This is a genomic window from Alloactinosynnema sp. L-07, from assembly GCF_900070365.1.
Lineage (GTDB): Bacteria > Actinomycetota > Actinomycetes > Mycobacteriales > Pseudonocardiaceae > Actinokineospora.
On the sequence record NZ_LN850107.1, the window covers coordinates 2999584 to 3014277 of the forward strand.

The window sequence follows — 14694 nt, forward strand, 5'->3', positions numbered from 1 at the left end:
TTTCCCTTCCGTCAGGCGGGCTCGTCCCAGCGGTCCCGGCGCCGCGTCCACACGAGGACGACCAGGATCACCAGGAACGGCAGGACACCGCGGTACTGCTGGAGTTGGACGATGGTGCTGGCCAGGCCCTGGAGGACACCGAGGGCGACGCCGCCGACGAAGGTCCACAGGAAGCCGTGGAACCCGCCGACGAGGGCGGCGGCCAGCGCCGGGGTGATGAGCAGGACCTGCGAGCCGAAGTCGCTGGCCAGGGTCGGGGCGACGATCATGATGGCCAGCGCGCTGGCCGCCCCGGCCGTCGCCCACACCACCATGGCCAGCCGGGGCACGCGCACCCCGGCCAGCTCCGCGGTGGTCGGCCGCTCGGCGGCGGCCCGCAGCAGCAGGCCGATCCGGGTGCGGCGCAGCAGGACGGCGGGCAGGACCGCGAACAGGATGGCCAGGACCATGGTGACCACGGCGGTCCAGGTGACGACGACCCCGCCCACTGTCAGCGCGGGGGCGTCGAACGGGTTGGGGAAACGGTGCGGGTGCTGCGCCCCGAACAGGCGCAGCCCGACCGCCACGAGTCCGATGTAGACCGCGATGGTGACCGCGGCCTTCACCCCTTCGCCCGCCTCGGAGAACCAGCGGACCATGACGACGCCGAGACCCATGTGCAGCACGGCCGCGGCCACCAGGCCCAGCGGCACGGCGAGCACGAGCGGGATTCCGGCCTCGTACAGCACGACCATGGTGAAGGCGCCGATGGCGCCGACCGCGGCCTGGGCGAAGTTCACCACCGCGACCAGGCGGTAGGTGAGCAGCGTCGACAGACCCATCAGGGCGTACGCCCCGCCGGTGGCCAGTCCCGCGATCGCGGCGGAGAGCTGGAGCATCAGGAACCCGGGATCGTGATGAAGCCGTCGCCGACCGAGACCCACCGCGAGTTCTCCAGGCGCACCATCTTCGACGCCTGGTTCGGGGCGTGCTTGTCGGCGGGGCCGAAGGCGAACGGCGTGCCCAGCATCGGGTTGGTGATCGGCGCCATGTCGCGCAGGGCGGCGTTGACCGAGTCGCGGGTGACCTCGCCCTTGATGGAGCGCAGGACGGCCACGAGGAACGTCGCGGCCAGGTAGCCGCCCTGCGAGAACGCGGTCGCGGGCTGCTTGGCCTTCGCGACGGTGGAGCGCCAGTCGGCGTTGGCCGGGGACTCGACGGTGAACGGCTCGAACTCGCTGCCCGCGTGGATCTTCAGGCCGAGCCCGCCGACGGCCTTGGCGACGCTGTCGGTGTAGGCCGGGGCGAGCAGGAGGAAGTCGACGTCGGTCATGCCCTGGGTCTTGGCGGCCTGCAGCCACGGTACGACGAGCTGCTCGGCCGGATTGAACAGGATCGCGTCGCAGCCCGCCTGCTTGGCCTTGAGCAGGTACGGCGTGAGGTCGCCGGACTGCTGCACGGTCATGTCGTTGACGACCAGCTTCTGGTCGCTGATGCGCTCCCAGTCGCCGAGGGCGGACTTGATCGCGTCCTCCGAGCCGGGCAGCACGACGGTGAAGTTGCAGACGGACTTGGCGCCCAGGTCCTTCGACGCGAACAGCAGCACGGCGGTCATCAGGGTGAACGGGCCGACGTTGACGGGGGCGATGTTGGGGCTCTGGAAGCACTTCGGCGACGCCCCGACGGCCATGATCGAGTGGATCTTGGTCTGCCGGTAGTACGCGTCGTTGACGTCGCAGTCGGTGAAGCTGGCCGACCCGGCCATGGCCACGACCCCGGCGGAGTCGAGCTCGCGGGCCACCTGGGCGGTGCGCTGCGGGTTGCCAGCGTCGTCCTTGATGACGTACTCGATCTTCTTGCCGTTGACGCCGCCGTTGGCGTTGGCGTCGTCGAACACCTGCTGGGCGGTCTTCACGACCTCGGCGGTGATGAAGTTGCCGGTGAGCCCGGCGATAGCGCCGACCTTGATCGTGCCGTCGTCGGTCGACGAACAGCCCGCGAGGACGGAGGTGGCGAGGACGGCCGTCAGCGCGACGGAGAGATGCGCTCTCATAGGGTTTCCTTCGTGGTGGGGGCGGTGCCCAGATAGGCGGAGACGACGGCGGGCTCGGCGAGTACCCGCTCGGGTGGTCCGGCCGCGATGACGCGGCCGAAGTCCATGACCACGACGGTGTCGCAGACGGACCTGACGAGGTCGATGTCGTGTTCGACCAGCAGTACGGCGGTGTCGAAGCGGTCGGGGATCTCGGCGAGCCGCTGCTGGAGCAGGCGGGTCTCCCCGCCGGAGTGCCCGGCGGCGGGCTCGTCGAGCAAGAGGACGGGCGGGCGGCCCGCGGCCAGCCCGGCGACCTCCAGCAGCCTGCGGGTGGCCACGTCCACGGCCTCCATCGGCAGGTCGGCCGCGGGGCAGCCGAACAGCGCGAGCTGCTCGTCCACCTCCCGGCGCGAGAGCGACTTCCCGGCCGCGACCTGCAGGAACATGCCGACGGTGATCGTGGTGGGCACGCGGAGCTGCTGGAAGCTGCGGCGCAGTCCGGCGCGGGCCCTGCGGTGGGCGGGGAGCCCGTCCACCGCGACGCCGTCGAGGAGCACCTGGCCCTCGTAGCGCCCGGTGAACCCGGTGATGGTGTTGATGAGGGTGGACTTGCCCGCCCCGTTCGGGCCGACGAGCCCGACCACGCTGCCCCGCGGGACGACCAGGTCCACCCCGTCGACGGCGGTGAGCGCGCCGAAGCGGACGGTGATACCGGAGACCTCCAGGGCCGGGCGCGACCCGCCCGACCGGCGCTGCCGGGGCGGCAGCGGCGGTGGCTCGACCGGGGGCGGCGGCAGCGCCTTGCCGGCCTTCTTGCGGCGGCGCTGGGCCCGCATCAGGTCGGTCTGGCTGCCGCCGAGGCGCAGCACCTGGATGGCACCGAAGGCGAAGAACAGCGCGGCCAGGTCCTGCGGGATGCCGACGGCGTCGATGAGCACCGGGAAGATCGCGCCCATCACCCCGCCCGCGACCGCGCCCTCGACGTTGTTGGTCCCGACGAACAGGGCGATCGCGAAGAACGAGACCGACGCGAAGGCCGCGAAGTTGCCCGCCGACACCACGCCGAGCTGGCCCGCCATGAGCCCGCCGCCGACCCCCGCCACGAAGGCGCTCAGCGCGAACGCGGTCAGCTTGCCGCGCGCGACGCTGATGCCGTGCGCGGCGGCGGCCCGCTCGGAGTGCCGGATCTCGGCCAGCGCCCCGCCGAGCCTGCTGCGGTCGAGGAACCACAGGCCGACGAAGATCGCGGTGACCACGGCGGCGGTGAACACGAAGTAGCCCGCGTCGTCGATGAGCCCGAAGGGTCTGCGGACGAACTCGAAGTCGTCCTGCCCGGGGAACGGCAGGCCGCCGAACACCACGTCCAGCGCGGTGGCGAAGGCGAACGTCGCCACCGCCAGGTTCACCCCGCGCAGCCGCAGCGCGGGCAGCCCGATGACCACGCCAGCGGCGACCGCGGCCAGGCCGCCGAGCAGCATCCACACCACGAACCCGCCGGGGACACCGGCCACGTTGGCCCAGCCGACCACCCAGGCGCCGATGGCGGCGAAGCTGAGCTGACAAAGTGCGATGACCCCGGCGCGGCCGGTGATCAGGCCGTAGCTCTGCATGAACACCGTGGACACCAGCGCCCCGGTGCCGAGGAAGATCAGGTAGTTGGACCCGAGGCCCGCGATCAGACCGGTGGCGAGCACCGCGAAGGCGAGGCCGAGTACCAGAGGGTGCCGGGGATTCACGAGGCCACCGCCGTCTCGCCGAGGTAGAGGGAACGCAGGAGCGAGTCGTCGGCGAGCAGCGCCGAGCCGTCGCCGTCGAAAACGATCCGGCCGCGGGCCATCACGTACGCCCGGTCGGCGATGCCCAGGGCCAGCGCGGCGAACTGCTCGACCAGCAGCACGCCCGTGCCCTGGTCGGCCAGCTCCCGGATCGCCGCCGCCAACCGCTCGACGACGATCGGCGCCAGACCCAGCGACATCTCGTCGATGAGCAGCACCGACGGCTCACCCAGCAGGGCCCGGCCGACGACGAGCATCTGCTGCTCGCCGCCGGAGAGCAGTCCGGCCGGGGCGTCGATGGACTTGCGCAGTTCCGGGAACAGGTCCAGGACCCGGTCCGGAGTCTGGCCCCGGCCGCACGCGACCCGCAGGTTGTCCCGGGCGCTCATGTCCCGGAACACGCACCGGTTCTGCTCGACGTGCGCCAGGCCCGCCCGGGCCCGGCGCCAGGCCCGCAACCGCTCGACCGGCCTGCCGTCGAGCCGGACCACGCCCTTGGCGACCGGGATGGCCCCGGAGACGCCTTCGAGCAAGGTGGTCTTGCCAGCGCCGTTCGCGCCGAGCAGCACGGTCACCGACCCGGGGTCGACGGTGAGCGAGACGTCCCGCACCACCGGCAGGCCGGACCGCTCGACTGAAAGATCCTCAAGGGACAGAGCACTCACGCGTCCACCGTCCTGTCGGCACATCCGGGGTTCGCCCCGGGCTCGGGGTGGTCAGCACAGCCAACCCGCGGCGGGGCCGCCGGGCGGTCCGTAGAAATACCGAACTTGAGGCTCGGGTTGGTGTCGGCGAAGCCCGCCGGGCGCAGGTGGAAGCCGCTGCGGTCGACCGGCATCACCGGCCAGTCCTCCGGCCGGGGGACGTGCGTCGGCCCGAACACGTGCCACAGGACCAGTTCCCGACCTTGGAGGTCGCGGTCCTTGACCGTCCACTCAGGAAGGCCCGCGCCGCCGGGGTGCTGGTTCGGGAAGTCGCCCGCCGGATAGCGCTCGTCCTCGGCGTGGCGGGTGACCCACAGGTGGCGCGTGGCGAACGCGGCCCGCCCGGCGACGCTCGACCCGGGCTGGGCCAGCAGAGTCGGCCCCGGGCTGGGATGGAGCTGGTACGCCCTGGGCTTGCCCAGCCGGTTGAGCGCGGTGCCCTCGATCAGCCACGTGCGGCCCTGCGCCGGGTCAGCCAACCGGGCGGCGTGGCTCTCCGTGGCCAGGACGGTGCTCGCGGTGGTGAAGGCGTTGCCCCACGGGTTGTCGGGGCCAGGCGGCACCGGCACCAAGTCGACCTCGGTGACCGTGGCCTCCGGCGTCACGACCTCGGGATCGAGGCGCGCGCAGAACAAGTGCTGGTGCACCGGGGCGGTCAGCCCTGGCGCGATCTGCGAGGCGTACGGCGACTCGGTACCCGCGCCGCAGAACACGACGCCGGTGGCCTTCGCCTCCAGCTCGACGGTGCCGTCCTGGTAGAAGTACCAGTAGAAGCCGTAGTCGTAGTTGCCGATCGTGCTGAAGAACGAGACCACCAGCCGCCTGCTGCGCTGCACGTCGACCGCGCCGGTGAGGATGTTGGTGTGCTTCCAGAGGACGCCGTGGTCCTCCTCGTGCATGCAGATCGCGTTGGGGATCGTGGTGGGATCGCCGTTGTCGTCGGCGACGACCGCGTCGAAGTAGTGGATGACGCCCAGGCAGTCGCAGCCCAGCTTGAGGCTGTTGGCGTTCTTGCCGAGCAGGTACTCCCCCGCGTCGAAGTAGCTGATCCAGTGCCGCCACGGGCTCGGCTCGCCATAGGGCACAACCATCTCGGCCACCGACGCGCGATGCAGCACGGAGTCGCCCTGGAAGGCCATGCGGTGCAGGGTCAGGCCCTCGCGGGCGTTGAACCCGATCCGCAGCGACCAGTCGCCCCAGGTCACCAGCCAGCCGTCGACCTCGAAGCTCACGCCTTCCGGCTGGGTGATGGAGATCGGCTTGAGGTCGTCGCCCGAGCGGTAGTCACCCGGCGCGGCGGGGGTCGGGATGCCCGGCTCGTCGCGAACGCTCAGCACCTCGTTGGCGATCAGGTCGACCACGGCGAGCAGACCATCAACGGGGTGCGCCCACGGGCTGTCGTCCTCGTGGTCGCGCAGGAACGTCAGCGCGTTGAGCACGCGCCTGCCGTCGTGCTCGCCGAAGTTCCCCGGCGACAGCGGGGCGACGAACACCAGGTCGAAGTCGGTGACGCCGCGACCGCGCATCGCGGCCTGCCAGCGGGGATCGGCCTTCACCAGCGCGGCGCTGCGGTCGTACTCCTCGAACAGGATCGGCGGCTGCCCGGCCGTGATGGCGGTGGCGGACTCGACCCGGCCCGCCGTCAGGTCGACGACGGTGTCGGTCGCTGCGCCGGTCGCGGTGTCGAGCAGGACCGCGCGCGCTCGGCGGGGCACCGCGTCGCCCGGCTGGTAGCGTCGGACCCGGTCGCGGGGCGGCTCCACCGGCAGCACACACGGGAACCGGGTGGCCGGTCCGACCCGCCCGGCCGCGGCGAGCACCGCCTTGACTCGGCTGATCTCGGCCGCGCTGAGCGGGTCGAGCGGGTGGGTTGTCATGGGCGATGAGTATTGGCCCGGCGCGGTCGGCGGTCTTGCCCGTCGGCGTACCGGAGTTGACCGCCAGCGAACGCCACCCCCGTGCGCTCACCGCCAAGGCGACGGCACCGTGCGACAAGACATCCGCACCGTCGCACCCGGACACTGCGCCCCATGGCGACGGGATATCTCTACCACGAACTGTACGGCTGGCACGACACCGGCACCTGGACGGGCCTGCTGCCCGCGGACCACCGCGGCGGGCTGCAACCGTTGCGGCACTTCGAGAATCCCGAGGCCAAGCGGCGCACCCACGAGCTGGTGGCGGTCTCGGGCCTGCTGGACACGCTGACCCGCCTGGCGCCCCGCCCGGCATCGGACGAGGACATCCTGCGCGTCCACACCCCGGGTCATCTCGCCCGCCTGTCCGCCACCAACGACACCGGCGGTGACGCGGGCGACGGCGGCTCGCCGTTCGGCCCCGGCGGGGTCGACATCGCCCGGCTCGCCGCCGGTGGCGCGATCGTGGCCGCCGAGTCCGTTGTGGACGGTGTGGTCGGCAACGCCTACGCGCTGGTCCGTCCGCCGGGCCACCACGCGCTCCCGGACTCCGGCATGGGCTTCTGCCTGCTCGCGAACACCGCCATCGCCGCCGCCGCGGTCCGCGCGACCCGGGGCGTGCGGCGGATCGCGGTGGTCGATTTCGACGTGCACCACGGCAACGGGACCGAGGCGGCCTTCCGCGACGACGCCGACACCCTCACCATCTCGATCCACCAGGACGGCGTCTTCCCGCCCACGACCGGCGGCGTCGACACCACCACCGCGACCAACCTCAACATCCCGCTGCCCGCGGGCACCGGCAACGGCGGCTACGAGGCCGCGTTCATCGAGGCCGTGCTCCCCGCGCTGCACCGGTTCCGCCCCGAGCTCATCCTCGTGGCCGCGGGCTACGACGCGGGCGCGACCGACCCGCTGGCCCGGATGATGGTGACCGCCGCCGGCTACACCCGCCTGACCGCCCTCCTGCTGGACACCGCCACCGACCTCTGCGACGGCCGGATCTCCTTCACCCACGAGGGCGGCTACGACCCCGTGTACGCCCCGCTGTGCGCGTACGCCGTCATCGCCACCCTCGCCGGGGCCAAGCGTCTGCCCGACCCGTTCGCACCCAACTTCGACTTCCTGCCCGGCCAGGCACTCCAGCCGCACCAGGCCGCCGCGATCACCGCCGCGACGGCGGCCATCCCGGACGTTATGTGAAGAAGATCCGTAGTGGGCGATTTGGGCCACGCGGCATCGGTAACCTTGTCGGTCCTCCCGTCGATTGCCCATATGCGGCGACCTCGCTGGGCGCTGAACCATCTGGGAGGACTCCGCTGTGACCGAATTGCTGCCCGGCTCCGTCAACGCGGACGACGACGACACCGACCGCGAAGCTGTCGAACGGGAGCGCGCCAAACTGCGGGAGTTCGTCAAAGGCCTGAGCGCGGACGAGATCAAGTCGGGCAGCTGGTTCACGAAACTCTGCGCCCAGGCGCTGCGGTCGTACACCGAGAAAGCCACCTGGGAGTACTTCCAGCAGAAGTACAAGGGCGTGCCCGCGGACGGTATCGTCGGGCAGCAGATCAAGTTGGCGGCGAAGAACGCCATGATCGAAGGCGGCATCAGCTCCAGCCTCTACACCGGGGCGATCGCCGCGACCGTCGGGTCGTTGGGTGGGGCCAGCCCCGCCGCTGTTCCGGCCGGTGTCGTCACGTTCATGGTCGACCTGACGTACATCACCCAACTGCAGATGCGCCTGGCCTACGACATCGCGGTGACCTACCGGATTCCGCTGGACGTGGACGATCCCGAAGACATGATGAAACTCGTCCGGGTGGCGTTCGGCATCAAGGCCGGAGAGGTCGCCCGCGGCAGTATGAAGTTCGTACCCGGCCTGGTCCGGCAAGTCCTCAAGAAGTACTACTCCGGTCCGGTCCTCGCCGCCGCGAGAAGCCTTCCGTTCGTCGGGCAACACCTCCTGAAACGCAACATCATCAAGTTCGGCATCCCCGGCATCGGGATCCCCATCACCATCTTGGTGAACCGCTACACGACGGTGGCCGCGGGACGCCACGCCCAATCCGTGTTTCGTGACGAAGCGGAGGTGATCGAACTCGCCGACACCTTGATCCGACGGACGCGGCACCTGCGGCTGATGCTGTGGGTCGCGTGGCTCGTCATCAACGCGGACGGCAAGATCGCCGACGCCGAGCGCCTGCTGTTCCAGCGGCTGACCCGGCTTGCCAGGGAACAGCATCAGGTCGACGACGAGCATCTCGCCAACGTCGTCAACATCGACCCGGACGAGGTATGGCTCCGCGTCGATGCCGAGCCCGGGGATCTCAGTGACGTTGTCGACGCCGCCGAACGGGTCGCCACCGTCGACGGTGATCTCAACACGCACGAGAAGGCAGTCATCGCCGAGCTACGGGACCGCTGCCAGCGAAGCTAAACCGGTGTGCCCCAGCGCTGCCCGCTTCCCCAGAGCGGTACGGCCGGTCTCTGGGCAGATGCCATGCGCGGCCAGGACACCGAGGGCCTTCGCCGACGCGCGGTAGCGTGGAAACGGTCACGCGGCTGCCCTGGAGGTTGACGATGCGCTCGTTCCGCACACCCGAAGGCGTCACGCTCGGGGTCGAGCACTTCGGCGATGCGGCGGCGCCACTGGTGCTGCTCGCGGGTGGCACGACCATGCTCTCGTGGCCCGACGCGCTCTGCGAGTCGCTCGCGCGCGGCGGACGTCACGTCGTTCGCTACGACCTGCGCGACTCCGGCGCGTCGACAACCGTCGACCCCGAGGCGCCCGCGTACACGCTCCGGGATCTCGCCGCCGACGCGGCCGCGCTCGCCCGCGGACTCGACGACCGGCCCGCGCACCTGGCGGGCATCGGCGTCGGCGGGATGGTCGCCCAGGTCGCCGCGCTCGATCACCCGGACGCGTTCTGTGCGCTGACCCTCGCCGGGACGCGGCCCGTCGCACCTGGCCCGGTCGACAACGACCTGCCCGACCATGACGCGGCGACGATGACGCGACGGTTCGCGCTCCCGAAGCCCGACTGGTCCGACCGCGCTGCCGTGGCGGAGTTCGCCGCCGCCGCGGCCGCGGTCTTCGGCGACGACCCTGGTGCGGCACGCGCGACCGCCGAGCGAGTCTTCGAGCGCACGCCGGGCACGGCGCCCGCTGTCCAGATGGCCAACCAGCTTGGCATGGTGTTCGCCCGGCTCGACTGCACGCCACGGTGGCGTGAGCGCCTGGCCGAGCTCGCGATACCGACGCTCGTGGTGCACGGTCGTCACAATCGGTTCTTCCCGGTCGGCAACGGAGAGGCGCTCGCGCGCGAGATCCCCGGTGCGCGGCTGCTCGTGCTCGAACAGGCCGCGACCGCGATCCCCGCCGCGTCCGCCGACGAGGTCGCCGCGGCGATGCTCGCGCTCTAGTCATTGATCGACGCACACACCCGAAATGGACCTGGGGGTTTCACATGACAGACGCGCTGATCATCGGCGGCGGGATCGCTGGTGCGGTCACCGCCATGGCGCTCAAGAAGGCAGGCCACAACCCCGCGATCTACGAGGCCTACCCCACCGGCGCCGACGACATCGGCGCCTTCCTCACCATCATGAACAACGGACTGGACGCTCTGCGCGCCATCGACGCACACCAGCCCGTCATCGACAACTCCTTCGCCGCCAACGAGGTCGAATTCCTCAACGGGCAGGGGACCCGACTCGGACTCCAACCACTCGGCGGCGACGGCGACATCAACGGCCCCCGCACCCTCACCCGCGCCACCCTCTACCGAATCCTCCACGACGAAGCCACCCGCCGCGGCATCCCCGTCATCCACGACAAACGCCTCATCCAAGCCCTCCGGCAGGACGACAAGACCATCGCGACGTTCGCCGACGGCAGCACCGCGGCCGGAGACCTCCTCGTCGGAGCCGACGGCATCCACTCGATCACCCGGTCGATCATCGACCCCACCGCCCCCGCACCCCGCTACGCCGGACTCAACATCGCCTACGGCTACGCCCACGACGCCGATCTCCCCACCGCGGCCAACTCCTACCGGATGATCTTCGGCGGCCAGGCGTTCTTCGGCTACACCACCGCCCCCGACGGCCAGACCTGGTGGTTCGCCCGAGTCCCCGCCCCCGAACTCACCGAGACCGTCCCCCAGAGCGAGATCAAAACCCGCCTCACCGAGGCCTTCGCCGCGGACAACTCCCCCGCCGGCGACATCGTGGCCGCCACGACCGACGAGATCCACCTCAGCAACGCCTACGACGTCCCCACCACCCCCACCTGGCACCGCGACTCAATGATCCTCGTCGGCGACGCCGCCCACGCCGCCTCCCCAGCCGCAGGCCAAGGCGCCTCCATGGCCATCGAGGACAGCGTCACCCTCGCCCAATGCCTCCGCGACATCACCGATCACGACCAGGCCTTCCGCACCTACGAACACCTGCGCCGCCCCCGCGTCGAACAACTCGTCGCCACCAGCGCCGAAGACGGCGCCCGAGCCGCACAAGGCACCGCCAACGCCCAAGACGTCACCGACCGCCAAGACACCCGCGCGTGGCTATACCGTCACCACATCGAGTGGGACACCAGGGTCACCCCCGTCGCATGACACTCCACCGCCACGAGGAATGAATCCTTTTGCCGCATCGGGGCCTCTTATGGGGGATGGCTACGTTACGAGGGACAGGTGCGATGGATTCGCTGCGGACCGCGGAGGTGGGTGTGGTCGATCGGGGTTGGGCCAGTAAGCAGCTCATCGAGGCCGCACAGGGTGGTGACGCCGAGTCGATAGCCGCTGTGGTGCACGGCGCTCATCCGCATGTGCGGCGTTTCGCCAGGCAGCTGTGCGCGTCGTCGCAGGACGCCGAGGACGCGGCGCAGGAGGCGTTGATCGTTCTCTATCGCAAGATCGGTTCCTTGCGCGCCTCGGCGGCGCTCGCGTCCTGGATGTTCCGGATCGTCCGGCACGAGTGTCTGCGCCGCGCCCGGCGCCTGTTCGACCAGTACGACGAGGCCGACAGCGGCCCCGTCGCGTCGGCCGAGGACGAAGTCCTCAAACGTCTGGACGCCCAACGCGTCGCGGAGGCGATCCGGGCGCTGCCCGACATCCAGCGGCGCGTCCTGATCATGCGCGACGTCCTGGGCCACCCCGGACGGACGGTCGCCGACGCGCTCGGGCTGAGCAACGCGGCGATGAAGTCGAATCTGCACCGAGCCAGGACCGCGCTCCGCCTCAGCCTGCGTGGTGAGCCTTCGGCCTCGACGGTCTCCCCCGATCCCACAAGCAACTAAACCCGAACGAATCGATCCAAACAACCAATCCCGAAGGGACGCTTCGCCATGCTCGAATCCGGAACGCCCGCACCCCGGTTGGTGCTGGAAGACACCGCAGGGCAGACCATCACCCTGTCCGACTACCAGGGCCGACACGCGGTACTGATCTACTTCATGCGATCGACATCGTGCCCTGTCTGCAACTGGCACGTCCGAGACCTCATCAACCGTGGCGACGAGTTCGCGGCCGACAATGTCCGTGTCCTTATCGCGGTCCCGGAGGATCGGGAGAACGCGGCCGCCTGGAAGGCGAAACGCCAGGTCCCGTACCCCGTTCTGACCGGCCGCGACGACAGTCCACACGAGATGATCGGCCTGGGCAGGAAGGTCTTCGGTTCGATGCAGCAGTCCGGCAGCATCCTCATCGACAGCCAGGGCGTCATCCGCCACGCGCACAGCGCCACCATGCCCACGAGCAGCTACGACAAGAAGGGAATCACCGCGGCCATCGCATCCCTGCGCACCCCTGCCTGACCATGCAGCCCTCGCCGCAGCAGGCTAGGGCATGTCCTGGTGCTGCCTACCAGTCCCACCATCGAGTTCGAGGACGTGCCCGCCGCCTCTGAACGCCGGGCTCTCGACGGCCTCGATCTGCCACCGGCCCGCCTCGCCGAGTCGGGCGCCACCGGCGGACCGGTGTGCAACGTGTCCGCGGAGCGGGCACCCAACCAGCGGCACGTCGTCGGCGTTGTCGGCCGCGGCGTCGAAGGTGTGCCGCGCAATCCGTTGCCCCGCGTCCACCAGGCCCTGGCCGGGCGCCCGCAACCGCAGCATCTGCTCCCGGACTCGGCGTCGCCGATGCCTCTGTCATGACCGTTCCTCGATTTGGACTTACCATTAGACTATTATTGGCCCGCCAGATGTCAACGATCGGAGACGGCGATGCTGAACGACCACCAATCTGAGGCAGCTCGACAGGGCTTCGACGTCGATGTCGACGGCCTCCGGTTCGCGGTGGACCTCCTGGCGGCCAGTCGAGGCGCCGGTCGCCGCCCGTCGGACGGCTCCCTGAAGGCGCTCCCCTTCCCCGATCTGCTGCCGGAGGACGGAATCGGCGAGCGAGCGGCTCTTGGCGCACTGGCGGGACCGATTCTGAGCGATGCCGCCCGGCTGGGCGATCCCGGGTTCCTGGCGCACATGGACCCGCCGACGCCCTGGGTGAGCTGGGCGGCGGCGATGTGGGGGGCAAGACTGAACCAGAATCTGCTGCACCCCGACACATCGCCGGCGGCACGCCCGCTCGAACGGCTCGTGGTCGACTGGCTCTCGCCGTTCTTCGGTATGGACGGAGGGCATCTCGTCCCCGGGTCGTCTGTGGCGAATCTGACCGCGTTGTGGGTTGCGCGTGACCTCCGGGGTGTCCGCGAGGTCGTGTGTTCGGAAATGGCTCACCTGTCGATCCGCAAGGCGGCGAAGATCCTGGGGCTCGACTTCCGGACTGTTCCCGCGGACGAACTGCACCGGATGGACACCGCGGCTCTCGGCGACATCTCACGTTCCGCCGTCGTGGTCACGGCCGGAACGGTCGCCGCGGGTGCCCTGGACCCGCTGGCGGGGGTCGCGGGCGCCCGCTGGCTGCACGTGGACGCGGCGTGGGGAGGTCCGCTGCGGTTGAGTGCCAGTCACTCGCACCTTCTCGACGGTGTCGAGACCGCGGATTCGGTCTCCGTTTCCGCCCACAAGTGGCTGTTCCAGCCGAAGGAATCCGCGATGATCCTGTTCCGAGACAGTGCGGCCGCCCACGAGGCCGTTTCGTTCGGCGGCGGATATCTGTCCGTGCCGAATGTCGGCGTGTTGGGGTCGCACGGATCCTCGGCGCTCCCGTTGGTGGCGACACTGCTCACGTGGGGCCGACGCGGTGTCGCGCAGCGGATCGACCACTGCATGTCGATGGCTCAGGAACTCACTGAACGGATCGCGGCGGAACCTGGACTCGAACTGCACAGCCGTCATCAGACTGGGGTAGTCCTATGGCGCCCCCGTGGTGCGGACAGTCGGGCGATTCGTGATCGCCTCCGCCGGTCGTTCGTCTCGCTCAGCGAGGTCCGCGGGACGCTGTGGCTTAGGTCAGTGGCCGCGAACCCGATGGCGTCACCCAATGACGTGGTCGACGACGTGTTGGAGGCGATCGGTTAGCGGCGACCTCAGCCCAGGAACCCGCGGAGCAGGGTGGCCGTGGCGCTGATGTGCTCATCCATGATGTCGTGCGCCAGTTTGCCGTTCCCCGCGAGGATCGCCTGAAGTATCCGGTCGTGTTGCTCGTTGGAATGTTCGACCGCCACTGGCAGCAACGGAATGGCGCCGAGCAGATCGCTCAGCCTGAGTTGGACATCGGCGACCGCCGCGCCGAGCGAGGTGGATCCCGCGGCGTTCGCGATGGCCAAATGGAACCGGACATCGGCGAGCCGGTAGTCCGCCAGCGACGCCTCCCGCGCTTCCGCCGCCCGCGCCCAGAGCTCTTCTCGTTGTGCGGCGTCGAGTGAGTTCGTGGCCGCGAGCCTGGCCGCTCCCGGCTCTAGCGCGGACCGATAACGCAGGGCGTCGATCAGTGCGTCACCCATCTCGCGGGCGAGCCCCAGGGCGTTGCCCAACTGCAGGTCTGGGCGCCAGATCACGAAACTTCCACCGGTGCGACCGCGGCGGGATTCGATGAGTCCCGCCTGCTGCAACGACCGGATAGCCGATCTCAGCGTGACCCGACTGACCTGCAAGCGCGCCGCGAGGTCGCGTTCGGGGGGCAACCGGTCTCCGGCGGCGAAGTGGCCGAGTTTGATCGCCTGGACGATCCGCTCGACCGTCTCCTCGTATGGATTGCCGCCAAGGATCGGCCGGAGGAACGCGCCATCGACATCGGTCGCGACTGGAACAGTCGGTGCGTTCATGGTCTTAAGGTTAGTCCTTATGCATGAGTTGTGTCGCCTTTCACCACGACATACCTATG

14 protein-coding genes are annotated in these 14694 nt (G+C 70.0%); 8 read left to right on the forward strand and 6 right to left on the reverse strand.

The genetic code is table 11. The features are described from left to right. Positions 1 to 11: 11 nt before the first annotated feature. The 5 genes from BN1701_RS13275 to BN1701_RS13295 are packed head-to-tail and all read right to left on the reverse strand — an operon-like array spanning position 12 to position 6370. Entirely contained in the window at positions 12 to 878 is an 867-nt protein-coding gene (locus BN1701_RS13275) for a branched-chain amino acid ABC transporter permease (protein WP_054048781.1), read from the reverse strand. Then, a complete protein-coding gene (locus BN1701_RS13280) occupies positions 878 to 2032 on the reverse strand; it encodes an ABC transporter substrate-binding protein (RefSeq protein WP_054048783.1) in 1155 nt (384 codons plus the stop codon). The genes BN1701_RS13275 and BN1701_RS13280 overlap by 1 nt, the downstream gene beginning before the upstream one ends. Next, a complete protein-coding gene (locus BN1701_RS13285; protein ID WP_054048785.1) occupies positions 2029 to 3750 on the reverse strand; it encodes an ATP-binding cassette domain-containing protein in 1722 nt (573 codons plus the stop codon). The genes BN1701_RS13280 and BN1701_RS13285 overlap by 4 nt, the downstream gene beginning before the upstream one ends. Beyond that, the gene (locus tag BN1701_RS13290) at positions 3747 to 4454 is read right to left on the reverse strand and encodes an ABC transporter ATP-binding protein (RefSeq protein ID WP_054048787.1); all 708 of its coding nucleotides are present in this window, start codon (positions 4452 to 4454) and stop codon (positions 3747 to 3749) included. Before BN1701_RS13290 ends, BN1701_RS13285 begins: the two co-directional genes overlap by 4 nt. Continuing rightward, the gene (locus BN1701_RS13295; protein ID WP_067520693.1) at positions 4451 to 6370 is read right to left on the reverse strand and encodes a primary-amine oxidase; all 1920 of its coding nucleotides are present in this window, start codon (positions 6368 to 6370) and stop codon (positions 4451 to 4453) included. The genes BN1701_RS13290 and BN1701_RS13295 overlap by 4 nt, the downstream gene beginning before the upstream one ends. Before the next feature lie 153 nt (positions 6371 to 6523). Between BN1701_RS13295 and BN1701_RS13300 the strand changes: the two genes are divergently transcribed. The 8 genes from BN1701_RS13300 (at position 6524) to BN1701_RS13335 (ending at position 13889) form a co-directional block, all read left to right on the forward strand. Then, positions 6524 to 7612 (forward strand): class II histone deacetylase, encoded by a 1089-nt coding sequence (locus BN1701_RS13300; protein ID WP_054048789.1) that lies wholly within the window; start codon positions 6524 to 6526, stop codon positions 7610 to 7612. A gap of 118 nt (positions 7613 to 7730) precedes the next feature. Then, a complete protein-coding gene (locus BN1701_RS35515) occupies positions 7731 to 8846 on the forward strand; it encodes a TerB family tellurite resistance protein (protein WP_054048791.1) in 1116 nt (371 codons plus the stop codon). A gap of 143 nt (positions 8847 to 8989) precedes the next feature. After that, entirely contained in the window at positions 8990 to 9832 is an 843-nt protein-coding gene (locus BN1701_RS13310; protein WP_054048793.1) for an alpha/beta fold hydrolase, read from the forward strand. A 44-nt stretch (positions 9833 to 9876) separates the two neighbouring features. Further along, on the forward strand, positions 9877 to 11028 hold the full coding sequence (locus tag BN1701_RS13315) for an NAD(P)/FAD-dependent oxidoreductase (RefSeq protein WP_054048795.1): 1152 nt from the start codon (positions 9877 to 9879) through the stop codon (positions 11026 to 11028). 83 nt (positions 11029 to 11111) lie between these two features. Then, entirely contained in the window at positions 11112 to 11711 is a 600-nt protein-coding gene (locus tag BN1701_RS13320) for an RNA polymerase sigma factor (protein ID WP_054048797.1), read from the forward strand. Between the two features lie 48 nt (positions 11712 to 11759). Further along, positions 11760 to 12227 carry a peroxiredoxin gene (locus BN1701_RS13325; RefSeq protein ID WP_054048799.1) on the forward strand — a complete coding sequence of 156 codons (468 nt, stop codon included), beginning with the start codon at positions 11760 to 11762 and terminating at the stop codon, positions 12225 to 12227. A gap of 39 nt (positions 12228 to 12266) precedes the next feature. Further along, positions 12267 to 12566, forward strand: coding sequence for a hypothetical protein (locus BN1701_RS35520; RefSeq protein WP_157367959.1), 300 nt, complete (start codon positions 12267 to 12269; stop codon positions 12564 to 12566). A 69-nt stretch (positions 12567 to 12635) separates the two neighbouring features. Then, entirely contained in the window at positions 12636 to 13889 is a 1254-nt protein-coding gene (locus tag BN1701_RS13335) for a pyridoxal-dependent decarboxylase (protein WP_054048803.1), read from the forward strand. An 8-nt stretch (positions 13890 to 13897) separates the two neighbouring features. On the opposite strand, the gene BN1701_RS13340 is transcribed toward BN1701_RS13335, so the two are convergent. Beyond that, entirely contained in the window at positions 13898 to 14635 is a 738-nt protein-coding gene (locus tag BN1701_RS13340) for a FadR/GntR family transcriptional regulator (RefSeq protein ID WP_054048805.1), read from the reverse strand. Between the last annotated feature and the right edge of the window lie 59 nt (positions 14636 to 14694).